Genomic DNA, 24,191 nt, shown 5'->3' with positions numbered 1-24,191 from the left:
TTAGAGTTTGGTTGATAGAGCGCCGGCTTCAAGGTCTTTTCTTCATTTTGGGGTCACAATTATTTTCTCCCTGTTGCGCCCCGATATCCTTGATTGCCTTAGAAATTGTCCTTCCGCCTGCGGATTTCGGCAAAAACTTCCGTGTCTTCAGCATCTTGCATGCCCAGATTGGCTCTCACGGCACTGTCACCGGCGCGCAGGAAGGGGTTGGTGTCAAGTTCCAGCTGCAGCGAAGAGGGCACCGTGGGGGCGCCATTGTCCCTGGCCTTTGCGATATCACTCACCCGCGCCTGCAACGCCGGGTTGCCGGGGTCCACGGTGATCGCAAAGGCACCGTTAGCCTGCGTGTATTCATGTCCTGAATAAACCATAGTTTGCGGCGGCAGCGCGGCAAGTTTCGACAGGCTGGCCCACATCTGCTGCGGCGTGCCCTCAAACAGCCGCCCGCATCCCAGCGCCATCAGGCTGTCGGCGGTGAAAACCGCCGCGGCGCCGGGCATGTAAAAGGCGATATGACCAACCGTGTGGCCGGACACATCCATCACCTGCACCTGTTCGCCCAGCAAGCTGAAAGTGCCGCCGTCCGGGACTGCCATATCCAGTTCCGGCAGCCGCTGCGCGTCTGCCTCCGCACCAATCACCTTGGCGCCAAAGGCATCGCGCAGCTCTGCCACCCCGTCCACATGGTCCCAGTGGTGATGGGTCAGCAGGATCCAGTCCAGTCCCCAGCCGCGTTCCGACAGGGCGGACCTGATGGCGCCGGCCTCCGGGGCATCCACCAGCGCGGTCCCGCCCGAGGCCGGATTATGGATCAAAAAAGCATAGTTATCCGACAGGCAGGGCAGGGTGATGATCTCAAGAGGCATGGTCATTCGCCTTTACATTGCTAAACTGCGCCCAGATTGGCCGAAGCAGCAGGCGCCCGCAATGCATCTTGATGTTCAGGATCTCAGGAACTTCTACTACCGCAGCACCCTGGGGCGTGCGGCGCAGGCCTCGATCCGCGGCCGCCTGCTGGAGCTGTGGCCGGAGGCGGAGGGGCTGACGGTGGCGGGCTTCGGCTTTGCCGCGCCGCTCTTGCGGCCGTACCTGCCGGAAGCGCGCCGGGTGATGGCGCTGATGCCGGGGCCGCAGGGGGTGATGCAATGGCCTGCAGGCCTGCCCAATGTCTCCGTCCTGTGCGAGGAAACCAGCTGGCCGATCGACACCGGCCGCGCCGACCGGCTGGTGGTGATGCACGGGCTGGAAACCTCGGAACGGCCCAGCAAGCTGCTGGAGGAATGCTGGCGGGCGCTGGGTCCGGGCGGCCGCGCGATTTTCATCGTGCCAAACCGGGCGGGTCTTTGGGCGCGCTCCGATCTGACCCCCTTCGGCTATGGCCGCCCCTACACGCTGCGCCAGCTGGAGGGGCAGCTGCGGCAGCATCAGTTCGCCATCGAGCAGCACACCGCCGCGCTCTACCGGCTGCCCAGCCACAAGCGGTTCTGGCTGAAATCGGGCGCCATGCTGGAAAAGATGGGCCGCAAGCTGCCCGCGATGCTGGCCGGGGGCGTGTTCATGGTTGAGGTCAGCAAGCAGACCTATCCGCAGAAGGGCCACATGACCCGAACCAAGGCCCCGAGCCGCATCCGGGTGCTGGAAGGCTTGTCGAACCCGATGCCGGAACCGGCCTGACCCGCAGGGCGGCGGATTTCGATTCCCTGAAACTGTCCTCCGGCGCTCTGAACCGCCCGGACAGGCGGTGCGGGGGGCATATGTGACGATTTTTGCCGCAAATGCCGCTTTCCGGAATCGCCAAATCCTGCAGTTAAGCCGCACTTTTTTAAAAATCATCTGTGGTCAAAGGGCCGCACTTGGTGCAAGTCGTTGAAAACAATGGAAACATGCTTTTCCCTGTTACCGTTATAGGCAGTTGATAGGTCGCATCCGCTCTGCTAGACCCACGCTGATTTCAACGCCCCGCTGCCATGTGGGCTGACTCACGCCCCCGGACGCCTCCTGATCGCCAGGTCCGCCAACCGGGGCCAAAAACATATCGGAAGGGTGGACGTGTCCGAACCAGCTTCGATTTCTGCAGGCATTGCCGCGCGCTATGCCACGGCGGTGTTCGACATCGCGGAAGAGAATAAGGCGCTCGACAGCCTTGAAACCAGCATCAATGACCTGGCAGCCGCCCTGGCTGACAGCCAAGATCTCAACAGCCTGATCCAGTCGCCGCTGGTGTCGCGCGAAGAGCAGGGTGCCGCAATCACCGCGGTGGCAGACAAGATGGGCTTGGACCCCGTGCTGCGCAACACCCTGGCCCTGATGGCCGACAAGCGCCGCCTGTTCGTGCTGCCCGCGCTGATCGAGGCGCTGCGCGCCCGTCTGGCCGAGGCCCGCGGCGAAGTGACCGCCGAGGTGATCTCTGCCAAGGCGCTGACCAAGACCCAGAGCGAAAAGCTGGCCAAGACCCTGGCCGAGCGCGTGGGCAAGAAAGTTACCATCAATGCTTCCGTCGATGCCTCCATCATCGGCGGTCTTGTCGTTAAAGTGGGCTCGAAGATGATCGACAGCTCGATCCGCTCCAAGCTCAACTCCCTACAGAATGCAATGAAAGAGGTCGGATAAATGGGTATCCAAGCAGCAGAGATTTCTGCGATCCTGAAAGACCAGATCAAGAATTTTGGTCAAGAAGCCGAAGTGGCAGAAATCGGCCGCGTGCTGTCCGTCGGTGACGGTATTGCCCGCGTTTACGGCCTCGACAATGTTCAGGCCGGCGAAATGGTCGAATTCCCGGGCGGCATCATGGGCATGGCGCTGAACCTCGAAGCCGACAACGTCGGTATCGTGATCTTCGGCTCCGACCGCGACATTAAAGAAGGCGACACCGTCAAGCGCACCAACGCGATTGTGGACGTTCCGGTCGGCAACGGCCTGCTGGGCCGCGTTGTTGACGGCCTGGGCAACCCGCTGGACGGCAAGGGCCCGATCACCGACGTCACCCGCGGCGTCGCCGACGTGAAAGCACCGGGCATCATCCCGCGTAAATCGGTGCACGAGCCGATGGCAACCGGCCTCAAGTCCGTTGACGCAATGATCCCGATCGGCCGCGGCCAGCGCGAGCTGATCATCGGCGACCGTCAGACCGGCAAGACCGCCGTTGCTCTGGACGCGATGCTGAACCAGAAATCCTACAACGACGCCGCTGGCGACGACGAGAGCAAGAAGTTGTACTGCGTTTACGTCGCGGTTGGCCAGAAGCGCTCCACCGTGGCTCAGCTGGTGAAGAAACTGGAAGAGGCCGGCGCGATGGAATACTCCATCGTTGTGGCCGCAACCGCGTCCGACCCGGCTCCGCTGCAGTTCCTGGCACCCTATGCCGCAACCGCAATGGCGGAATTCTTCCGCGACAACGGCCGCCACGCGCTGATCATCTATGATGACCTGTCCAAACAGGCGGTTGCCTACCGTCAGATGTCGCTGCTGCTGCGCCGTCCGCCGGGACGTGAAGCTTACCCGGGCGACGTTTTCTACCTGCACTCCCGCCTGCTGGAGCGTTCGGCCAAGCTGAACGAGGACTTCGGTGCCGGCTCGCTGACCGCGCTGCCGATCATCGAAACCCAGGGCGGCGACGTGTCCGCGTTTATTCCGACCAACGTGATCTCGATCACCGACGGCCAGATCTTCCTGGAAACCGAACTGTTCTACCAGGGCATCCGCCCCGCCGTGAATACCGGTCTGTCGGTGTCGCGCGTTGGCTCCTCGGCCCAGACCAAGGCGATGTCCTCGGTTGCAGGCCCGGTTAAACTGTCGCTGGCCCAGTACCGCGAAATGGCTGCCTTTGCCCAGTTCGGCTCCGATCTGGACGCCGCCACCCAGCAGCTGCTGGCCCGTGGCGCCCGTCTGACCGAGCTGATGAAGCAGGCGCAGTACTCGCCGCTGACCAACGCCGAAATCGTCTGCGTGATCTTCGCCGGCACTAATGGCTACCTCGACAAGGTCGACGTCAAGGACGTGGGCCGCTACGAGGCAGGCCTGCTGGCCCACATGCGCAGCAAAGGCAAGGACGTCCTGGATTGGATCACCAACGAAGATCCCAAGATCAAGGGCGACGCCGCTGACAAACTCAAGGCTGCGATCGACGAATACGCCGCCACCTTCGCATAAGGAGAGAGTCGGGACATGCCTTCTCTCAAGGACCTTAAAAACAGGATCGAGTCGGTCAAATCGACCCGCAAGATCACCAAAGCCATGCAAATGGTGGCCGCGGCGAAACTTCGCCGCGCCCAGGAAGCTGCCGAGGATTCCCGGCCCTACGCCAAGCGGTTCAACGCCGTGATGGCAGGGCTGGCGGCCTCGGTCGGCGGCAGCGACTCCGCGCCCAAGCTGCTTCGCGGCACCGGCTCGGACCAGGTTCACCTCCTGGTGGTCATGACCGCCGAACGCGGCCTCTGCGGCGGCTTCAACTCGAACATTGCCAAGCTCGCCCGCCAAAAGGCGGCTGAGCTGAAAGGCGCGGGCAAGACGGTCAAGGTTCTGACCGTCGGCAAGAAGGGCCGTGACGCCCTGAAACGCGACCTCGGCAGTGATTTCGTCGGCCATGTGGACCTCAGCGAAGTCAAGCGTATCGGCTATGTCAACGCGCAGACGATCGCCAAGGACATCCTGACCCGGTTCGACGCTGGTGAATTCGACGTTGCCACGATCTTCTACTCGGAGTTCGTCAACGTCGTGACCCAGATCCCGACCGCGCAGCAGATCATCCCGGCATCCTTTGAGGCCGAGGAAGGTGAAAGCTCTGGCGCCGTCTACGACTACGAGCCCGGCGAAGAGCAGATCCTGGCGGACCTGCTGCCGCGCGGCGTGGCGACCCAGATCTTCTCGGGCCTGCTGGAAAACGGCGCATCCGAACAGGGTGCCCGGATGAGCGCGATGGACAACGCGACCCGCAACGCGGGCGACATGATCGACAAGCTGACCATCCAGTTCAACCGTTCCCGTCAGGCCGTGATCACCAACGAGCTGATTGAAATCATTTCGGGCGCTGAGGCGCTCTAAGAGACAACCGGAGACCAACAAATGGCACAAGCAAAAGGCAAGGTGACTCAGATCATCGGCGCCGTTGTGGACGTCCAGTTCGACGACCACCTGCCCGCAATTCTGAACGCACTGAACACCGAGAACGACGGCAAGACCCTGGTTCTCGAAGTGGCTCAGCACCTCGGCGAAAACACCGTCCGCACCATCGCTATGGACGCAACCGAGGGCCTGGTCCGCGGTCAGGAAGTGACCGACACCGGCGCACCGATCTCGATCCCGGTCGGCAACGCCACCCTGGGCCGCATCCTGAACGTCGTGGGTGAGCCCGTGGACGAAAAGGGCCCGGTGAACGCGACCGAGACCCGCGCGATCCACCAGCCCGCGCCTGAGTTCAACGACCAGTCCACCGAATCCGAGGTTCTGGTGACCGGCATCAAGGTGATCGACCTGCTGGCACCTTACTCCAAAGGCGGCAAGATCGGCCTGTTCGGCGGCGCCGGCGTGGGCAAAACCGTTCTCATCATGGAACTGATCAACAACATCGCAAAAGTGCACTCGGGCTTCTCCGTGTTCGCGGGTGTTGGCGAGCGGACCCGTGAAGGCAACGACCTGTACTGGGAAATGATCGAATCCAACGTGATCAAGCCGGACAACCTGGAAGAATCCCAGGTGGCCCTGGTTTACGGTCAGATGAACGAACCTCCGGGAGCCCGTGCCCGTGTTGCACTGACCGGCCTGACCCTGGCCGAACAGTTCCGCGACCAGTCCGGCACCGACGTTCTGTTCTTCGTGGACAACATCTTCCGCTTTACCCAGGCGGGTTCCGAGGTGTCCGCTCTGCTCGGCCGTATTCCTTCGGCTGTGGGCTACCAGCCGACCCTGGCCACCGACATGGGCGCGATGCAGGAACGCATCACCTCCACCAAGAACGGTTCGATCACCTCGATCCAGGCCGTCTACGTTCCCGCGGACGACCTTACCGACCCGGCACCGGCAACCACCTTTGCCCACCTGGACGCGACCACCGTTCTTAACCGCGCGATCTCCGAGCTCGGCATCTACCCCGCTGTGGACCCGCTCGACTCCTCGTCGCGCCTGATGGACCCGCAGATCGTTGGCGAAGAGCACTACAAAGTGGCGTCCGACGTTCAGCAGATCCTCCAGCGCTACAAGTCGCTGCAGGACATCATCGCCATCCTCGGCATGGACGAACTGTCGGAAGAGGACAAGCTGACCGTTGCGCGTGCGCGTAAGATCCAGCGTTTCCTGTCCCAGCCGTTCGACGTTGCGAAGGTGTTCACCGGCTCTGACGGTGTGCAGGTTCCGCTGGAAGACACCATCTCGTCGTTCAAGGCGGTTGTGGCCGGCGAATACGACCACCTGCCCGAAGGCGCCTTCTACATGGTTGGCGGCATCGACGAAGTGCTCGCCAAAGCCGAGAAGATGGCTGCGGAAGCCGCCTAAGAACGGATTTTCCCCCGCACCCCGCGGTGCGGGGGGACCCTGAAAGGAGGCCCCAATGGCACAAACGATGCAATTCGACCTCGTGAGCCCCGAGCGCGCCCTGGCGTCGCTGCAGGCCAGCGCGGTTCAGATCCCCGGCGCCGAGGGCGACATGACGGCGATGCCTCAGCATGCGCCGACCATCACCACCCTGCGCCCCGGCGTGCTGAAGGTCGAAAGCCCCGAAGGCAATTCGGAGTATCTGGTGACCGGCGGTTTTGCTGAAATCGCAGGCGACAGCCTGTCGGTTCTGGCCGAACGCGCGATCCCGATGGCCGAAATGACCCGCGATCAGATGAACGCGCTGATCGAGGAAGCCCGCGAGATGTACAAGACCGCGAAAGAGGAAGACCAGCCCCACGGCCTTGTCGAGGACGCAGCCAAGCTGCTCGCCGACATGGAAGCCCTGGGCACCCATATGTCCCTCTGATCCAACCGCGGATTGGACGATTTAGAAACCGGCTCCCGATTGGGGGCCGGTTTTCTTTTGGTTAGGAAGATTGACAATGGGGCAGGTCGGACGGCGGGCCTCACTCAGCAGAGGCTTTCTACCGTTTCAATACAGAGAGCTGCTCACGTGTGGCAAAAGGCGGGACCTTGCTGCCGTTCGCTGCACCTGCTTGGTCTCCGCTGCGGCTGCTCGGGTTCCTGGAGGACGGGCGGGGAGTTGCCGTTCGCTGCCGGTGCGAACCGCTCTAGGCGCCTTGCCAAAGCAGACTTTCGCGCGGATAGTTTTTCGGACTAAAGTCACTAGCGCGCTTGATCGCGATGCCGCATAGAATCTACTTGGGAGATGAAGGAGAAACCCGTCACTCCGACCTCCTCGAATTTGGATGTTTTGTGATGAAAGGCAAGACTGCAAATATCTAGCGCTTTCAACTATACTGAGCGAGCTCTTCCTTGAAAGATTTCCTTAAAAACGCTGTCCACAAAGAGCCGTTAGGGGCTCTTGCGATTGTTGTATCACTAGTCCCCTTCATTTATGACGTGTCAAAGAACCATATTTTTAATGGAGCGAGCCTAAGTATTCGCTGCGAAACACCATCAGATTCTGAATTCGAGCATGAAGATGGTTTCTTATTTTATGTTTCGAAGTGCCTGATTTCCAATCAGTCCCGAGAGCCAGTGTCTCTTGCTGAGATTACGCCAGTTATGTTGTCAGGCGACTACCCGTATCCCTTAATTGGTCGCCGCTCGATGTACCCAACCCTAACAAACCCTTACGTTTCTGATCTCGGTGCTCTCTATTCTCAGATGGCAAGCCAATTCCCCTTTTACTTAAAGGGCAGGGAATCTTTCTCAATCGATGTCGTATTCTTCACGTCGGTTGGGAAAATGCGTCGTATGCGGAGCGAGGATACGCAGTGTTCTAATAGCTTAAATTTCGAGCGGCTTTCCTCGGTTCAGCTCTGCTTAGACGATCACGAAAAGCAAAAAATATCGCACGGAGAAGAACAAGGTAGCGATGAGACGGCACAGTCTGATGAGACGGCACAGTCTGATGAGACGGCACAGTCTAATGATCTTGGCGCATACTCGAACACCGTGAAGGAACAGATCTACCGTGGGTATTCCTATGGTTTCGTAGATGTCGACGGATTTGGGTTAGAGATTTCGCTCGGCGACGGCACGAGGTACATTGTTGAGGCGGATCTGACGGAGGTTCTGGGTGGCTCTGTTGCGCAAATCGGGTGAGGGATTCATCTCATGAATCCAGCGTGATAGCTGGAGGGCATGAGCAGACCAACACCCCCGACCTACAAGATCAAGAACTGGCGGGCCTATAACGAAGCGCTGAAGCGTCGTGGCTCTCTGACGATCTGGTTCGATCCCGAGATGACGTGGGAGGCCCGGCCGACCGGCAAGAGAGGCCGACAGCCCATCTATAGCGACGCCGCGATCAAGACCTGCCTGACGATGAAGGTGCTGTTCCGTATGGCGCTCAGGCAGACGACCGGCTTCGTGGAAAGTCTCCTGCGATTGAGTGGATTGGACTGGTCGGTACCGGATTTTAGCACGCTTTCACGCCGCCAGAAGTCTCTCGCCGTGAACATCCCGTATCGTGGTTCTGAGGGGCCGCTACACCTGCTGATCGACAGCACTGGGATAAAGGTAGAGGGCGAAGGCGAGTGGAATGCGCGCAAGCACGGTGGCTCGAAACGCCGCGTGTGGCGCAAGGTTCACCTCGGTATCGACGAAAAGACACTGGAAATCCGGGCAGTCGAGTTCACCAGTAGCAACATTGGTGATGCGCCCATGCTGCCGGAACTGCTTAATCAGATCCCGCCCGAGCAGGAGATCGGCAGTGTCACGGCAGATGGCGCCTACGATACGCGCAAGTGCCACGATGCCATCGCCAACCGAGGTGCCAATGCCGTCGTCCCGCCCCGCAAGAACGCCAAGCCCTGGAAACCCGACACCGCAGGCGCGATTGCGCGCAACGAAGCGCTGCGGGCGTCGAAATACCTTGGCCGAGCGCTTTGGCGGAAATGGAGTGGATACCACCGCCGAAGTCGTGCCGAAACCAAGATGCACTGCATGAAACTGCTGGGACAAAGACTGATGGCACGGGATCCTGGACGTCAGGTTGCCGAGCTTCAGCTCCGTGTTGCGGTCATGAACGGATTCACCGCGCTTGGCATACCCGTCACAGAGGCAGTGGGATAAGTCCGTCTGGGGAAAGGGGAACCTTGGCCCTCAACCGATTTGCGCAACAGAGTCGTTCTGGGTTATAAATGCGATGAGGGTATCCGGAAATTAGACTGCCAAAGCTTCGGCGCAGACCAACCTAGGGTACTCAATATCGGCTCAGAGACAGAATACGGCCGTTACAACTGGCGCACCTATATGTTCATTTTTGCCGCCGTTAGCGTGATGTGGCTGACTATTAGGTTGTCGGTTTTCAGCATGTGTTCTGCAGCGCGATATTTCGAGAAACGTCGAAATGAAAATTTCAGTGACGAGGCTGACGATTGAAGCGCTAGTTCAAATAAGGGTGGTTTGCCGTTTCTTGGAGGGCCCGATTTTCGGCTTTGTTCGCCAACCAGCCGCTCATGTTTCATGGTTCTGCGACATCGATCAACGTCCACTAGCGGGCGTCGCACCGCAGCGCCTAAGGGTCGCTAAGAGTGCCTGCTTTGGGCCAGTCGAGGTGATGCGTGTCCTGCTGCACTCGCGAAGTTGTTTTCCCTGGCCGTAGTCGCTTTGGGCTCGAACCTGACCTTTGCAGGTCTAGAAGTGCGCGGCACAACGGCAGTGCAGCCAGGCTTTGCCGCCTTTATATACGCCTTCGCCGAACCAAGCCCTCCGCCCTTAACCCAATTCTCACCAAATTTTCCGAAATTGCCCTGCAGGACGTTTACCCAAACAGCAGGATTCTCCGTGACAGATTGGACCTCCGGCTATGTCGCCGGCATCGACTACACTTTCGACTTCCACCGCCAGCTGACCCCGGCCTTGCTGGGCTTTACGGCTACCGCGCAGGGGCTCCGGCACGGGCTGGACGGCGAAAACCTCACCTATTGCGAGCTGGGCTGCGGCCAGGGGTTCTCGGCCAACCTGCTGGCAGCCGCCAACCCGCATATCGAATTTCACGCGATGGATTTCAGCCCTTCGCATATTGCCGGCGCCCGCGATCTGGCGCAGGAGGCTGCGCTGGAGAACATCCGCTTCCACGAGCGCAGTTTTGAGGATTTCGGCGAGACCTCCGGCCTGCCTGCGTCCTTCGACATCATCGCGCTGCACGGTGTCTACAGCTGGGTGTCGCAGGAGAACCGCCAGCACATCCTGCGCTTTATCGCAGATCGGCTGAAACCGGGCGGCCTGGTCTATGCCAGCTGCAACACCCAGCCCGGCTGGGCGGCCGCCATGCCGCTGCGCCGGATCCTGATGGCCCGGGCAGAACAGGGCAGGGGCACCCTGCCGGAACGGATCGGCGAAGCCCTGTCCTACGCGCGCCAGCTGGCCGCCGCCGGCGGCGGGTACTTCGAACGCAACCCCGCGGTTGCCGCCCGCCTCGATCACATGGCGTCGATGCCGGAAAATTACGTGGCGCATGAGTATTTCAACCAGGACTGGACCCCTTTCTTTTTCGAGGATCTGGCCGCCGAGCTGGGCCGTGCCAAGCTCAGCTTTGCAGGCTCCGTCAGCCTGATGGACAACCTCGACTGTGTCCGCTTCGCCCCGCAGCAGCGCGCCCTGCTGGACAGCGAAAGCGATCCGCTCCGCCGCGAAGGCCTGCGCGACGTGCTGCTGAACGAGCATTTCCGCACCGATGTCTTTGTGAAGGGCAGGCGGGCCCATACCCCGCGCGGCGGCATTGGCGCCTGGTTTGCCACCCCGCTGGCGCTGATCCGGCCCTACCACGGCGGGATGCTCAAATTCCACCACCGCGGCCAGGATGTGCCGCTGGAGCAGGCGGACTACGCGCCGGTCCTGCAGGCGCTTGGACGTGGCCCGGCCACGGTGCGCGGCCTGCTGGATCAGGGCGCGTTCGGAACCATGGAATGGGGCGCCATCACCCGCATGCTGACAGTGCTGGCCGGCGCCGGCCAGATCGCCCCCGCGCTGCCGCTGGAGGGGCTGGAGAGCCGCACCGCCGCCTGCCGCGCCTTCAACCGCGCGGTCTGCAAACGCGCGGAGGAAAGCGATGCCCTGTGCCATCTGGCGTCGCCGGTCACCGGCGGCGGGGTCGGGCTGGACCGGTTTGAGCAGCTGTTCCTGCTTGCCCGCAGCGAGGGGCTGGAAACGCCCGCGGAGTGGGCGGATCTGGCCTGGCGCATCCTGGCGCCGCAGGGCCAGCGCCTGCAGCATGACGGAAGGGTGCTGGAGACGGAGGAGGAAAACCTGGCGCTGCTGCGCGCCCGCGCGGGCAATTTCGCGGCCCGCCGCCTGCCGCTCTGCGAAAGCCTCGGGGTGACGCTGGAGGACAGCAGCCAGCCGGCAGCGCAGCTGCAGGACGCCGCAGCCTGAGCCGCAAGATGACGGGGCGGAAAACGGGGCGGGAAAACACCAGCAACCCGCCCCGCATTAGCATTTCGGCAAGCACTGGCCGGTAAACAGAACCGGCACGAGACAACCACTGACAGGAACTGAAACGTGTCCTTTGAAGACCGCGCGCTGGCCGCCCAATCCACTGGCCGGGAATCGGCTTTTGCCCTTGATGAAGTGTTCTTTTCCCGCACCGATCCCCGCGGTGTGATCCAGGCCGGCAATGCAGTGTTCAGCCGGGTCGCCAAATACCCGCTGGAGGACCTGCTGGGCGCGCCGCATAAGGTGATCCGCCACCCGGACATGCCGCGTGCCGTCTTTCAGCTGTTGTGGGACACCATCAAGGCGGGCGAAACCGTCGGCGCCTATGTCAAGAACCGCGCCAAGGACGGCAGCTATTACTGGGTGTTTGCCGTGGTCACGCCCTGCGACGGCGGCTATCTCTCGGCCCGGATCAAGCCGACCAGCCCGCTGCTCAAGACAGTGCAGCAGGAATACAGCAGCCTGCGCAAGGCCGAGCAGCAAGACGGGCTGAGCCCGGAGGACAGCGCCGCCCGTCTGCTGGCCCGCCTCAAGGAACTGGGCTTTGCGGCCTACAGCGACTTTGCAGGCCACGCCCTGGCAGAGGAACTGCTGGCCCGTGACGCGGGCCTGAAACGCCCGCCTTGCGCCCGGCTGGCGGAACGCCGCGCGATGCACGCCACCGCCGGTCAGCTGTTTGAGGAGACCGAGGCGCTGGTGCAGGATTTTGAATCGATGCGCACCATCCCCCATAACTTGCGGGTCATCGCCTCGCGCATCGAACCGGCCGGCGGGCCGGTGACGGTGCTGTCCCAGAACTACAGCGCCATGTCGCGCGAGATGTCGAACTGGTTCGAGGCCCACGTCTGGGGCAAGGACAGCAACTTTCGCGCCATCAAGGGCACGGTGACCGCCGCCATCTTCGTCGAGGGCCTGGCCCGGATCCTGACCGAATGCGGCCATCAGCTGGAGCAGGAAGGCGGTACCGCGGCCGTCGACATCTCCCGCGAGCAGGGAATTCTGAGCGACCTTACGGAAATCCAGTTCAGCAAGGCGCGCGCCAGCCTGCAGGCGGTCCGGTTTGAGGCCGACCGCATCCAGAAGGCCTGCCTGACCCTGCACCGGCATTTCATGGCGCTGACCACCACCCGGGTGCTGTGCAAGATCGAATGCGCCCGGCTGGGCAACGTCGGGGAATCGCTGAACTCCATCATTGATGAGCTTGGCGTGTTCCAGGACAGGATCTCCACCCGGCTCGAACGCATTTCAGACCTCAGCACCGCCCTCGCCAGCGACGAGGCCTGAGTCAGCCTGAGCTTAAGCCTCCTTTTCCGCCCAGCTCTTGCGGAAGGAGGCAGGCGACTGCCCGTAGCGTTTCTTGAAGCGGATCGACAGCTGGGTCGCGCTGCTGAAACCGGTGGCGGCGGATATCTCTGCCACCGTCATGTTGGTCTCGTTCAGCAGCGCCAGCGCCCGGCCCACCCGAAGGTCGATGTAGAACTGCACCGGCGAGGTGCCCACATAGCGCTGGAACAGCCGTTCCAGCTGGCGCCGCGAAATCTGCGCGTGCTCTGCCACCACGCCAACCTCCACCGGCTCCTCGATGGTTTCATGCATGAACTGCATGGCGTTGATCAGATGCTGGTTGCGGCTGCTCAGCGCCACCGAATAGGCCGACTTCTGCAGCGCCTCGCGGTTGTTGGAGCGAAAGTGGATGCACATGTCCGACACAATCACCGCCAGGTCCTTGCCGTGGTCGGTCTCGATCATCTCCAGCATCATGTCGGTGGCCGCATTGCCGCCGCCGCAGGTCATCAGCCCCTTGTCGATTTCATAGAGGTTCGCAGTCGGCTCCAGACCGGGAAAAAACTCCGAGAACGACGGCTGGTTCTCCCAGTGCAGGGTAAACCGCTGGCCCTGCAGGAGCCCCGCCTGCGCCAGCGCAAAAGCCCCGGTGCAGATACCGCCAAAGCGGCTGCCGTGGGCATTCTGCCGCCGCATCCAGGCCAGCACCTTGGGGCTGGCGCTGTCAGAGGGTTCAATGCCGGCGCAGACAAAGCCAAAGCTGCCCCGCGGCAGGTCCTCCAGCCCCATGCCGGTGTTGATTTCGATGCCGTTGGAGCAGGGCACTGGCGCTGCGTCCTCGCTCAGCAGAAACCAGCGGTACAGCTCCTTGCCGGTCACCTGGTTGGCAATCCTCAGCGGCTCCACCGCAGCGCTGAAGGCCAGCATGGTCAGCTTCGGCAGAAGCACAAAATAGATGTCTTTGGGCGGCCCGTCGTAATCGACCCGGAAACTGGCCGCACCCTTCGGGACAAAGCTGCGGAATGTCATATCGCTAACCTAACAGATGGGGCGTTCACAGTGAAACGCGCGCCGGAGGGGAGGCTCCGGCGCGCGCGGGGAAGGATCAGGCGGTAAGTTCCTGCACCGGCTCGCCGCTATCCTCCCAGGACGCGATCTCATCGTCGCTGGCCTTGGGCGAGAACAGCCCGGTCATCGCATAGAAGATGCCGATGAGCGGCGACAGCCAGCAGGCAAAGGCCAGCGGGATGTACAGCAGGTTCTCGAAGTTGCCATCACCAATCCCCAGCGCCAGCGCCGAGATCACAAAGGCGCCGCCCGCGTTCCAGGGGATCAGCGGCGACACCAGCGTGCCGCCTTCCTCGATGGCGCGCGACAGGTTCAGCGGCGAATACTTCATGCCGCGGTAAACCGGCGCATACATCCGCCCCGGCAGGGCAATCGACAGATAGGGGTCACCGGCCACGGTGTTGGTCGCAACCGAGGTCAGAATGGCCGAGGTCTGGATGCCGGCAAAGCTCTTCACCCGGGCGATGATCACCTCGATGATCGCCTGCAAACAGCCGGTGCGCTCCAGCGCGCCGCCGAACCCCAGCGCCAGCAGCACCAGCGAGATCGTCCACATCATCGACTGGATGCCGCCGCGGTTCAGCAACGGGTCGATTTCCGCCACGCCAGTGTCGATGGAATAGCCGCTGTTGGCGAATGTGAAGGTCTCGTGCAGACCCGCGCCCTGGCACGCCATCGCCATGATGCCGCCGACAACCGCACCGGCAAACAGCGACGGGATGGGGGGCTGTTTCTTCACCGCCAGCACGATCACCAGCAGGGCGGGCAGCAGCATCAGCGGCGAAATCCAGAACGCCTCGTCCAGCGCCGCAGTGATCGCGTCGATCCGCTCAAACGACACTTGCGAGGTGTCGATCAGCGTGAAGCCCACCACCAGATAGATCCCCAGCGCAATCAGCATCGACGGCACGGTGGTCGGCAGCATGTTGCGGATGTGGTCGAACAGGTTGGTGCCGGTGACGGCCGGGGCCAGGTTGGTGGTGTCCGACAGCGGCGAGATCTTGTCGCCGAAGAAGGCGCCCGAAACCACCGCGCCTGCGGTCCAGTACATCGGAATGCCAAAGCCCGCGCCGATGCCCATCAGCGCCAGGCCGACCGTGCCCACGGTGCCCCAGGAGGTGCCCAGCGACACCGACACGATGGAGCACAGCACCATGCCCGCAGCCAGAAACAGCTCCGGCGACAGGATTTTCAGGCCGTAATAGATCAGCGTCGGCACGGTGCCGCTGGCAATCCAGATCCCGACGATCATGCCGACGGTGATCAGGATCGACACCGACGGCAGCGAGATGTTGATGACGTGGAACACGCCTTCTTCGATGTTGTCCCACTTGTGGCCCAGCTTCAGGCCGGCCAGCGCGGTGATGGCAATGCCGATCGCCAGCGGGATATGCGGGGTGAAGTCGCCGAAGTAGAACAGCTGGATGCCCAGCACCAAGAGGGTCAGCAGGATTGGCAGCAGCGCCAGTCCCAGACCGGGTTTTGCGGTATTCGGATCAGATGGTGACACGGGGTTTCTCCTCCCTTGGGTCAAAAACGCCTGGCTTTGGCGGATGCAGATACACACCAGAGATCGCCGCCGCGGACTCGATGCCAGCGCGCCGGAATCCACAGATATTGCGACATCCGGGGAGAACGGCCCGTTTCGGGGATGTTTGGCCGGTTGAGGGGAAATTTCCCTCGTCCGGGCCGGTCTTGCCCCTGCGCCCAGGGGGATGCAGCCGCAGCACCGCCGTCCCCCGCCGTGCGCGAAAGGCCACATATTCGGCCGCATTTCGGCTGATTTCTGGATTATCCCGCTGTATGACTTACTCTGAGAAGCGGGCTAACTGCTTGGGAACCGGAATGAAAAGGCTGCGCAATCCCCGGACCGGGGTCGAACAGGGCGATGTCACCGTCTTCTCTGATTTCGAGGAGGGCGGCGAGATGTGGACCGGCACCGGGCCGCGGGTGCGGCGCCAGCCGGTTGCTTTCAGCACCGCCTATGCCAGCCCGCCGGCGGTGCATGTCTCGGTGTCTCTCTGGGATATGGCCACCACCGCCCCGATCCGCGCGGAGCTGGTGGCGGAAAATATCACCTGCGAAGGGTTCGAGATCGTCTTCCGCACCTGGGCCGACAGCCGCGCCGCCCGCCTGCGCGCGTCCTGGCTGGCAATAGGTGAACTGCCGCACGCCGACGATTGGGACGTCGATTAAACCTCCGCCGTGATCGACCCGGCCCGCAGCAGCTTTTGAAACTTCGGGCACTCCAGATGGCTGGGCGCCGGGCAGTCCGCCACATGGCGCAGCGCCTCCTTCAGCAGCGTCAGCTCGCGGATCTGCACCTCCAGCGCATCGGCGCGCGCGTGCAGCTGCTCCCGCGGCAGATCGGGCTGGCCGTCCTTGCCGAACATGCCCGCAATCTCCTGCAGTGAAAACCCCGCCGCCTTGCCCAGCGTGATCAGCGACAGCTGCAGCAGGACCTCCGGCCCGAACTGCCGCCTGAGCCCCTTGCGCGCCGCCGAGGTGATCAGCCCCAGATCCTCGTAATACCGCAAGGCAGAGGGCGCCACGCCGGAGCGGTCCGCGACCTCGCCGATATCCAGAAGTTTCATCCTTGACCTCAAGCCGGCTTCAATTGGCAGGCTGCCAGCCTTGAACGGACAGGACAAGGAAAATCCCCGATGACGAGCAACACCCAAAACCTCTGGCGGCATCCCCAGGCCATTGCGCTGCTGATGGCCGCCAGCCTTACGGTCATGGCCAACGCCACCATCAGCCCGGCGCTGGCAGGGCTGGAGCAAGAGTTTTCAGATACGCCTGATGCGGGCTTTCTGGTGCGGCTGCTGGTCACCGCGCCCTCGCTCGGGGTGATGCTTACCGCGCCGCTGGCAGGCTGGCTCACCGACCGCAGCGGGCGGCGGCGGGTGCTGCTGGCAGGGATCTGGCTGTTCCTTCTGTGCGGCACAGCGGGCTTTTACCTGCCGGGCCTGCACCTGATGCTCATCAGCCGCTTTGGCCTTGGCATTGCGGTCGGCCTGATCATGACTGCGCAGACCGCGCTGATCGGCGATTATTTTACCGGTGCCAGCCGCCAGGCCCTGACCGGGCTGCAGATCTCCGCCCGCAATTTCGGCGGGCTGGTTTTCATCGGCACCGCCGGGCTGGCCGCCACCCTGTCGCCGCGGCTGCCGTTCCTGATCTACGGGCTGGCTGTCGTGTGCCTTTACACCGTCTGGCGCCACGCCCCCGAACCCCGGCACAGCACCGGCGGGGCAGGGCAGGCAGAGGCGCCGGGCCACCCGGCCTGGCTGCTGCTGGTCATTGCCGTCTCTGCGCTGCAGATGCTGACCAACGGGCTGTTCTTCATGATGCCGACCCAGCTGCCGTTCTTCTTTGCGTCCCAGGGCCTCAACAGCGCGCTGATGACCGGCGCCGGGCTGGGCCTGTTGTCGCTCTGCGGCGGTATCGCCGCGCTCTTTTACGGCCGGCTCAAGTCCAGGCTGCCGCACAGCGCTGTATTTGCCCTCGGCTATGGCGCGCTTGCGCTGGGGTTCACGGTACTGGCTCAGCAGGGCAGCGCCGCCCTGTCCCTCGCAGGCGCGATGGCTGTCGGCATCGGCTATGCCACGGTCTCGCCTGGATTTGTCGCGATGGCCCTGGCCCTGGCTCCGTCCGCACGCCGCGGCACTGCCGGCGCCATCCTCACGGCCTCGGTGTTCTGCGGCCAGTTCCTGTCGCCGTTCTTCACCACACCGGCCATTGCAAAGTGGGGCTACGGCGGCACATTCGGCAGTGCTGCGGCAGGTATTGCGCTGATGGCCGCAGCCGCCCTTGCCGCCGCCCTGCACGCAGGACGCCGCCGCGCCAGCGCCTGAAAAGCAAAAAGCCCCGCAATCGCGGGGCTTTCCAATTCAGTCAAACAGCCGCCTCAGCCGCCGTTGGAATACAGGCTCTCGTAGATCGGCACCAGGGTCTTGTCCTCGAACAGCGAGGACACCGATGTGCCGTGCCAGATGTTCAGGATCGCCTGGGTGAACAGCGGCGCGGTCGGCACGATGCGGATGTTGGGCGCGTTCTTCACCGCTTCGGTCGGCTGGATCGAGTCGGTCAGCACCAGCGATTTCATCACCGAGTTGCTGACCCGCTCCACCGCCGGGCCGCTCATCACGCCGTGGGTGATATAGGCGTGCACTTCCTTGGCACCGTTGTCCAGCAGCACCTGCGCCGCCTTGCACAGGGTGCCGGCGGTGTCGCACATGTCGTCGACGATCAGGCAGATCTTGTCCTTCACGTCACCGATCACGGTCATCTCTGCCACTTCACCGGGCTTCTCGCGGCGCTTGTCAACGATCGACAGCGGCGCGTTAATGCGCTTGGCCAGCTCGCGGGCACGGGCCACGCCGCCAACGTCCGGCGACACCACCATCAGCTCGTCCATCCGGTCCTTGAACTGGTCCTTCACGTCCAGCGCAAAGATCGGGCTGGCATAGAGGTTGTCCACCGGAATGTCGAAGAAGCCCTGGATCTGCGCCGCGTGCAGGTCCATGGTCAGCACCCGCTCGATGCCCGCACCGGTCAGCATGTTGGCGACCAGCTTGGCCGAGATCGGCGTGCGCGCCTTGGTGCGGCGGTCCTGGCGGGCATAGCCGAAGTAGGGGATCACCGCGGTGATGCGCTGGGCCGAGGAACGGCGCAGCGCGTCAGCGATGATCAGCAGTTCCATCAGGTTGTCATTGGCCGGGTTGGAGGTCGGCTGGATGATGAACATGTCCTCGCCGCGGACGTTCTCATAGACTTCGACGAAGATCTCGCCGTCATTGAACCGCTCGACGCGGGCATCCACCAGCCCCTGGTCGACACCGCGGTGCATGCTCATGCGGCGGGTAATGGCTTGGGCAAGAGGAAGGTTGGCGTTCCCAGCAATCAGCTTGGGTTCGTTCAAGGTCGGCATTGGCTGTTATCCCCAGGCAGCAATGGCAATGTGTCAGATTCGTGATATTGAACCCCGCTTATCATGCACTTACCCTCGCGCATAGTTCTAAGCGGGAGAAACAGCTTTTGGTGGCATCACGGCACCCCCTCTCAACCCCTCGCGGATATGCCCGGCTGGCAGGCCCCGCATGAGCAGCGCGCCGCAGGTGTTCCGCCGCAGCTTCGGCCACGGCCCGCGCGCGGTGCTGGCGGTGCATTGCTCGCTGGCCCATTCCGGCGCCTGGCGCGGGGTGGCAGAGGTGCTGGCGGAGGAAATCACCCTCACCGCCTTCGACATGCTCAGCCATGGCCGCAGCCCGGACTGGGACGGGCAGGGTAACTACCAGCTGCTGAACATGCAGGCAGGGCTTTCGCTGCTGACGGCTCCCGTGGACCTTCTGGGCCATTCCTTCGGCGCCACGGTGGCGCTGCGCATGGCGATGGCCCGCCCGGACCTGGTGCGCAGCCTCACCCTGATCGAACCGGTGCTGTTTGCCGCCGCGCAACAGGAAGACCCCGCCGCCTTTGCCGCTTTGGAGGCGGCCAGCCTTCCGGCCGAAGCCGCCTGGGAAGCGGGGGACCGTGAACTTACTACCCGGCTGTTCAACCGCATGTGGGGGGCAGGCGAGCCCAAATGGCCCGACCTGCCAGCCCCCGCCCGTGCCGCCATGGTCCGCGCCATGCCGGTGGTGATGGCCAGCCGCGCGGTGCTGCATTCGGATGCCAACGGCACCTTGGCCCCGGGCGCGCTGGAGCCCGTGACGATGCCGGTGCAGATCCTGACAGGTGCCGCCAGCCCGCCCGTGATCCCCGCCATCGCCCGCAGCCTCTGCCGCCGTCTGCCCGCAGCCGCACACACCGCGGTACCAGGCGCGGGCCACATGCTGCCAATCACCCACCCGGCGGAAACCGCCGCGCTGCTGCGCCGGTTCTGGGGGCAGGGCAGCCCGGACCCGGCTGTCGCATGAGGCCGCTCCGGTGTGTCAGATCTCCGTCACCGATGTGACCACCTCGCGGAAAAAATCGATTTTGCCGTCTTCCTGATGGGTGGTGATCAAGGTGCCGCTTTCGACCATCGCTCCGGCCAGGGCATAGTAGAACCGCTGGCGGAACCGGGTCAGAAACCAGCCGCCTCCCAGATCCTGAGATGTGCTTTCCAGGATCAGCGTGCCTTGCGGAAAGATCTCCTGGCCAAGCCGGGCCAGCACTTTGGCAAAGTCTTCGATGCCGGTGGCTGCCTGCCAGGATATATCCGCGTCGTCCTTGTAGTGATCAATGCGGAAATCGATATCGGGCGCAATCAGGCCCAGAATGGCCGGATCTCCCGCCTCAAACTGCTTCAAAACCTGATCAATGACGGGCCTTTGGGCCGCTGTTGCTGTGTCTTTCATGGGATCCCCTGTTTCGCTGCTGCAATTACTGACATCTGGCCACGTCGCTCAGGTAAAGTTAATTGCTTTGCGGGTTATCCTTGATATAGGCATATCCTATGATCGACCTGGCCCCGCTCCGATATTTCCAATCCGCCTATGATACTGGCACTTTCAGCGCCTCGGCGCGGGTGAACGGCGTCAGCCAGCCTTCGGTCTCAGCGGCCGTTTCAAAGCTTGAGGAGCATTTTGGCGGCGCCTTGTTCCAGCGCAGCCGGGACGGGCTGACTCCCACCGCGCTGGGGCATGAACTCTACCGCCAGTCCGGCGCGGTTCTGGCCCAGCTCAGCCTGCTGGAACAGCGGCTGTCAGGGCGTGCGCCGCAGGTGGTCCGGGTGCATTGCCAGCCGGATGTCCTGGTGGCGTCGTTCCGTGCCGCCTTATCCGGTTTGCGCCGGGAAAATGCCGCGCTGAAATTCCAGTTCACGGGCAGCCGGGACGACGCGGACATTCTGTTCTGTTCCGACGGCTGCGTGCCGCGGGGTTACGCCTTTCAGCCGTTGTGGCAGGAAAGCTACGGCGCAGCACTGCCGCGCAGTCATCCTCTGGCCGCGCGTGCTGAAATTGGCTTGGCGGATCTTGAAGGCGAGCCCTTGATCGCACGGCCCTACTGCCCGGGGGCGGACCAGCTGCTGATGCAGGGACAGGGAGAGGCCCCGTCCGGCATCGTTGTCGGCATCGTGGCCGAAGCGGTGCATGATGCCCAGCTTCTGGATCTGGTGGCCGCCGGGCTGGGGGTTGCGCTGGTGCCGCTCGGCCATGCCGGCGCGCAGGACGGCGTCACGGTGCTGCCGCTGTGCGGGGACAATCCGGTTCAGCGCCAGGTGGGCGTGGCACACCGCAAAACGCAGTTCGCTGCCGGGATCGCCAAGTCGGTCTGCAGCGCCTGCCAGACCGGCCGATAGGGGCAGGCCGCTAAAGCTGGCTGAGAAAAGCGCTGATCCGGTCTTCGGGCAGGGACCAGTCGCAGACGAACCGGGCGGTGACCATCTCATGCTCCGGCCCCTGCAGCAGCCCGTCCCACAGGTGGTAAATGGCGCCCGCGGCGAACAGCTCCTGATGCTTGCGGCGGGGCAGGGCGGCAAAGATCATGTTGGCCTGCGCCGGATGGGTGAAATGGGCGCCTGCCGCCTTCAGCCCTTCGGCCAGCAGCGCGGTCTTGGCATTGGCGGCGCGGGCGTTCTCCAGCCACAGATCGTCACTCAGATAGGCCAGCATTTGCGCCGACAGATAGCGGTGCTTGGAAAACAGATGCGCGCCGCGCTTGCGCCGGTACTCGAACTCCTGCGCGTGTTTGGGATCAAAGAAGATCACTGCCTCCACCCCCAGGCAGCCGTTCTTGGTGCCGCCGAACGAGACCGCATCAACCCCCGCCTTCCAGGTCATCTCGGCCGGCGTGCAGCCCAGCGACACCAGCGCATTGGTAAACCGCGCGCCGTCCATATGCACCGGCAGCCCGTATTCGCGGGCCACGCCGCAGACCGCGTTCAGCTCCGCCTGGCTGTAGACGGTGCCGAACTCCGTCACCTGCGTCAGCGACACCGGCCCCCGCTGCGGCCCGTGCACGCCGCGGGTCTCCTCGCCCTCGATGGCGGCGCGCAAGCCTTCGGAGGTCATCTTGTCCGCCTCCGTCACAAGCGTCAGCTTGGCGCCGCCGGTATAGAACTCCGGCGCGTTGCATTCATCCATGTTGATATGCGCAGGCCTGGTGCAGAACACCGTCTGCCAGGGCTGCGCCAGCGTCGACAGCGCCAGCACATTGGCGGCGGTGCCGGTGGCCACCAGATAAACCGCCGCCTCCGGCGCCTCGAAGATCTCCCGGATGCGCGCTGTCACCTCCGCCATTTCCGCATCGGCACCATAGCCCATGGCATAGCCCTGGTTGGCCCGCGCCAGCGCGTCGAGGATCTGCTGCGGCACCGGGCCGGAGTTGTCGGAGGCGAAATGCATCAGCGAAGTCCCTTGGTCAGCCAGAATATCCGCCTAGCAGTAGGCACTTCCGCCGCTGATGCCAAGCCGGCCCGGGACGGCGCTCTCAGAACATCTGCGCAAACAGCAGCCCCAGCCCGATGCCGGCAAACGTCCCCGCCGTGGCCCAAATCATCAGCTGCTTGCCAAGGTGGTACTGGTGCCAGGCCCTGATTTCACTGGCCTGCTTGCTGCTCAGGCCCAGGGTCGAAAGGAACTCCCGCGCTTTGTAGGTCTCTCTTTCGCTGAAATAGGTGCCGTGCTCGAATGGCATCTGCCGCCCTCCTCATGGGAAACCTTTTGGGATTTCCTCATCATGGCGGCGGGGGTGCATGTCTTGCAACCTTAAATTGTATTTCTGTTTAACAGTCCCGCGGACAGCAGGCTCAGCCGGTCGGTTCCTCGATGATGTGGTCTTCCCACTCCTCCTCGGAAATCTCGAACTCCGACACCGTCCAGCCGCGCACCGAAACACCCGCCTCATGCACGCTTTCGGGGGTGCCGGTCAGCAGCGGGTGCCACTCCGGCAGCGGCTTGCCCTGCCACAAGAGGCGGTAGGCGCAGGTTTCCGGCATCCAATAGGCGTGGGTGTCCAGGTTGTCCGGCATCAGCACGATGCACTCGGGGATGAACTGATGGCGGATCGGGTACTGGGCACAGCGGCAGGTGCTGTCATCCAGCAGGCGGCAGGCGACCCGGGTCAGCGCGACCTCGCCGGTCTCCTCATCCTCCAGCTTGTTCAGGCAGCATTTGCCGCAGCCGTCGCACAGCGCTTCCCATTCCTTCTGGCTCAGTTTCTGCAGCGGCTTCTTCTCCCAGAAGCGCGCGCCCAGGCCGGAGCGGTCGATCACGTCTTTTGCAGGTTTCATAGCGCCGCCAGTATATCACGCGCCTCGGCGCAATCCGCGTCCATCTGCGCGATCAGCGCATCCAGCCCGTCAAACTTCATCTCCGGCCGCAAGAAGGCCACCAGCCCGACCGACAGCGTTGCGCCATACAGATCGCCGGAGAAATCAAACACAAAGGTCTCGATATTCGGGACCACGCCCCCGAACATCGGCCGCACCCCGACAGAGGCCGCGCCGTGATAGCTGCCCTTATGCGGCCCGTCCAAAACATCGACCAGCACCGCGTAAACGCCAAAGCACGGCTGATGCAGCCCGTCGATCGACATGTTGGCAGTGGGAAAGCCCAGCTCCCGCCCGCGCTGCTCGCCGCCGATCACGGTGCCCTCGATCCGGTGCCAGTGGCCCAGCATTTCCTTGGCATCCGCAGGCCGGCCCTCGCTCAGCGCATTGCGGATCGCGGTGGAGGAGACCGCGTGCTCGGAGTATTCCATCAAGGGCGCAATGGTGACGCCAAAGCCGTACTGCGCGCCGAACCGCTGCAGGTCTTCGGCATTGCCCGCGCGGCCCTTGCCGAAGCAGAAATCGGCGCCGACGACGACATGCGCCAGCCCCAGCCCTTCAGAGATCACGTCGCGGGCGAATTCTTCGGGCGTCAGGCTCGACAGCGCGGTGTTGAAGTTCAGCTCATACAGCCGCTCCACCCCCAGCTTCTCCAGCCGGTGGGCGCGGGTCTCGGCCCGCATCAGGCGGAAGGGCGGCGCATCGGGTGCAAAATACTCGCGCGGATGCGGCTCAAACGTCATCACTCCCAGCGGCGCGTCCGGCGCCGCCGTGCGGGCCAGCTCGATCACCGACTGATGGCCCAGATGCACGCCGTCGAAATTGCCGATGGCAACAGTGGCGCCCCGGTCCTGGTGTTCGACGAATTGAAAATCTCTGACGATACGCATGGCGCATCCGTACCTGCACCTTCGCGGCGGTTCAAGCGGCCAGTGGCGGGGGAGGGAAGGAGCACACGCATCGCCGCCCGGAAACAAGCCGCAGGCGCCGGGCGAGCGCCAGCCCGCCCGCACGGGCTGGCGCT

24 protein-coding genes are annotated in these 24,191 nt (G+C 63.2%); 14 read left to right on the top strand and 10 right to left on the bottom strand.

Annotated elements, in window-relative coordinates; translation table 11 throughout:
* Positions 1 to 98 precede the first annotated feature (98 nt).
* Positions 99 to 872, bottom strand: coding sequence for a hydroxyacylglutathione hydrolase (gene gloB, locus K3725_RS12745; RefSeq protein ID WP_260015696.1), 774 nt, complete (start codon positions 870 to 872; stop codon positions 99 to 101).
* 55 nt (positions 873 to 927) lie between these two features.
* Here gloB and K3725_RS12740 point away from each other — a divergent pair, with 55 nt between their 5' ends.
* The 10 genes from K3725_RS12740 to K3725_RS12695 all read left to right on the top strand — a co-directional run bounded on the left by K3725_RS12740 (position 928) and on the right by K3725_RS12695 (position 12,840).
* Entirely contained in the window at positions 928 to 1,674 is a 747-nt protein-coding gene (locus tag K3725_RS12740) for a class I SAM-dependent methyltransferase (RefSeq protein ID WP_260015695.1), read from the top strand.
* Between the two features lie 375 nt (positions 1,675 to 2,049).
* A complete protein-coding gene (locus tag K3725_RS12735) occupies positions 2,050 to 2,610 on the top strand; it encodes a F0F1 ATP synthase subunit delta (RefSeq protein ID WP_260015694.1) in 561 nt (186 codons plus the stop codon).
* Positions 2,611 to 4,149 carry a F0F1 ATP synthase subunit alpha gene (gene atpA, locus K3725_RS12730; protein WP_260015693.1) on the top strand — a complete coding sequence of 513 codons (1,539 nt, stop codon included), beginning with the start codon at positions 2,611 to 2,613 and terminating at the stop codon, positions 4,147 to 4,149.
* 15 nt (positions 4,150 to 4,164) lie between these two features.
* Positions 4,165 to 5,040, top strand: coding sequence for a F0F1 ATP synthase subunit gamma (locus tag K3725_RS12725; RefSeq protein WP_260015692.1), 876 nt, complete (start codon positions 4,165 to 4,167; stop codon positions 5,038 to 5,040).
* Positions 5,041 to 5,061: 21 nt separating this feature from the next.
* Complete coding sequence (atpD, locus tag K3725_RS12720) at positions 5,062 to 6,486, top strand: F0F1 ATP synthase subunit beta (RefSeq protein ID WP_260015691.1); 1,425 nt, start codon at positions 5,062 to 5,064, stop codon at positions 6,484 to 6,486.
* Positions 6,487 to 6,541: 55 nt separating this feature from the next.
* Complete coding sequence (locus K3725_RS12715; protein ID WP_222507776.1) at positions 6,542 to 6,955, top strand: F0F1 ATP synthase subunit epsilon; 414 nt, start codon at positions 6,542 to 6,544, stop codon at positions 6,953 to 6,955.
* A gap of 470 nt (positions 6,956 to 7,425) precedes the next feature.
* A complete protein-coding gene (locus K3725_RS12710) occupies positions 7,426 to 8,220 on the top strand; it encodes a hypothetical protein (protein WP_260015690.1) in 795 nt (264 codons plus the stop codon).
* Positions 8,221 to 8,259: 39 nt separating this feature from the next.
* On the top strand, positions 8,260 to 9,192 hold the full coding sequence (locus tag K3725_RS12705) for an IS5 family transposase (protein WP_260015482.1): 933 nt from the start codon (positions 8,260 to 8,262) through the stop codon (positions 9,190 to 9,192).
* Between the two features lie 714 nt (positions 9,193 to 9,906).
* A complete protein-coding gene (locus tag K3725_RS12700) occupies positions 9,907 to 11,496 on the top strand; it encodes a class I SAM-dependent methyltransferase (RefSeq protein ID WP_260015689.1) in 1,590 nt (529 codons plus the stop codon).
* A gap of 126 nt (positions 11,497 to 11,622) precedes the next feature.
* Positions 11,623 to 12,840, top strand: coding sequence for a PAS domain-containing protein (locus tag K3725_RS12695; protein ID WP_260015688.1), 1,218 nt, complete (start codon positions 11,623 to 11,625; stop codon positions 12,838 to 12,840).
* 12 nt (positions 12,841 to 12,852) lie between these two features.
* Here K3725_RS12695 and K3725_RS12690 read toward each other — a convergent pair whose 3' ends face one another.
* Positions 12,853 to 13,869 carry a GlxA family transcriptional regulator gene (locus K3725_RS12690; RefSeq protein WP_260015687.1) on the bottom strand — a complete coding sequence of 339 codons (1,017 nt, stop codon included), beginning with the start codon at positions 13,867 to 13,869 and terminating at the stop codon, positions 12,853 to 12,855.
* A 76-nt stretch (positions 13,870 to 13,945) separates the two neighbouring features.
* Positions 13,946 to 15,418, bottom strand: coding sequence for a Na+/H+ antiporter NhaC (nhaC, locus tag K3725_RS12685; protein WP_260015686.1), 1,473 nt, complete (start codon positions 15,416 to 15,418; stop codon positions 13,946 to 13,948).
* 335 nt (positions 15,419 to 15,753) lie between these two features.
* Here nhaC and K3725_RS12680 point away from each other — a divergent pair, with 335 nt between their 5' ends.
* Positions 15,754 to 16,104: an H-type lectin domain-containing protein gene (locus tag K3725_RS12680; RefSeq protein WP_260015685.1), complete on the top strand. Its 351-nt coding sequence runs from the start codon at positions 15,754 to 15,756 to the stop codon at positions 16,102 to 16,104.
* Here the strand turns inward: K3725_RS12680 and K3725_RS12675 are convergent.
* Complete coding sequence (locus tag K3725_RS12675) at positions 16,101 to 16,502, bottom strand: helix-turn-helix domain-containing protein (RefSeq protein ID WP_260015684.1); 402 nt, start codon at positions 16,500 to 16,502, stop codon at positions 16,101 to 16,103. The genes K3725_RS12680 and K3725_RS12675 overlap by 4 nt on opposite strands.
* A gap of 69 nt (positions 16,503 to 16,571) precedes the next feature.
* Between K3725_RS12675 and K3725_RS12670 the strand changes: the two genes are divergently transcribed.
* Positions 16,572 to 17,765, top strand: a complete 1,194-nt coding sequence (locus tag K3725_RS12670) for an MFS transporter (protein WP_260015683.1) — start codon at positions 16,572 to 16,574, stop codon at positions 17,763 to 17,765.
* Between the two features lie 53 nt (positions 17,766 to 17,818).
* Here the strand turns inward: K3725_RS12670 and K3725_RS12665 are convergent, their stop codons facing one another.
* Positions 17,819 to 18,841, bottom strand: coding sequence for a ribose-phosphate pyrophosphokinase (locus K3725_RS12665; protein ID WP_260015682.1), 1,023 nt, complete (start codon positions 18,839 to 18,841; stop codon positions 17,819 to 17,821).
* Positions 18,842 to 19,010: 169 nt separating this feature from the next.
* Between K3725_RS12665 and K3725_RS12660 the strand changes: the two genes are divergently transcribed.
* Positions 19,011 to 19,829, top strand: coding sequence for an alpha/beta fold hydrolase (locus K3725_RS12660; protein ID WP_260015681.1), 819 nt, complete (start codon positions 19,011 to 19,013; stop codon positions 19,827 to 19,829).
* A gap of 15 nt (positions 19,830 to 19,844) precedes the next feature.
* Here K3725_RS12660 and K3725_RS12655 read toward each other — a convergent pair whose 3' ends face one another.
* Positions 19,845 to 20,252, bottom strand: coding sequence for a hypothetical protein (locus K3725_RS12655; protein WP_260015680.1), 408 nt, complete (start codon positions 20,250 to 20,252; stop codon positions 19,845 to 19,847).
* Between the two features lie 98 nt (positions 20,253 to 20,350).
* Here K3725_RS12655 and K3725_RS12650 point away from each other — a divergent pair, with 98 nt between their 5' ends.
* Positions 20,351 to 21,196 carry a LysR family transcriptional regulator gene (locus K3725_RS12650; RefSeq protein WP_260015679.1) on the top strand — a complete coding sequence of 282 codons (846 nt, stop codon included), beginning with the start codon at positions 20,351 to 20,353 and terminating at the stop codon, positions 21,194 to 21,196.
* Positions 21,197 to 21,206: 10 nt separating this feature from the next.
* On the opposite strand, the gene K3725_RS12645 is transcribed toward K3725_RS12650, so the two are convergent.
* The 4 genes from K3725_RS12645 to K3725_RS12630 form a co-directional block, all read right to left on the bottom strand.
* Positions 21,207 to 22,241, bottom strand: coding sequence for a low specificity L-threonine aldolase (locus tag K3725_RS12645; protein WP_260015678.1), 1,035 nt, complete (start codon positions 22,239 to 22,241; stop codon positions 21,207 to 21,209).
* A gap of 85 nt (positions 22,242 to 22,326) precedes the next feature.
* Complete coding sequence (locus K3725_RS12640) at positions 22,327 to 22,533, bottom strand: hypothetical protein (protein WP_260015677.1); 207 nt, start codon at positions 22,531 to 22,533, stop codon at positions 22,327 to 22,329.
* 112 nt (positions 22,534 to 22,645) lie between these two features.
* Positions 22,646 to 23,128 (bottom strand): YcgN family cysteine cluster protein, encoded by a 483-nt coding sequence (locus K3725_RS12635; protein WP_260015676.1) that lies wholly within the window; start codon positions 23,126 to 23,128, stop codon positions 22,646 to 22,648.
* Complete coding sequence (locus K3725_RS12630) at positions 23,125 to 24,057, bottom strand: bifunctional riboflavin kinase/FAD synthetase (RefSeq protein WP_260015675.1); 933 nt, start codon at positions 24,055 to 24,057, stop codon at positions 23,125 to 23,127. The genes K3725_RS12635 and K3725_RS12630 overlap by 4 nt, the downstream gene beginning before the upstream one ends.
* Positions 24,058 to 24,191 lie beyond the last annotated feature (134 nt).

Source organism: Leisingera sp. S132 (genome assembly GCF_025144465.1).
Lineage (GTDB): Bacteria > Pseudomonadota > Alphaproteobacteria > Rhodobacterales > Rhodobacteraceae > Leisingera.
The sequence above is the reverse complement of the archived record's forward strand: the minus strand, read 5'-3'. Positions and strand labels throughout refer to the sequence as shown.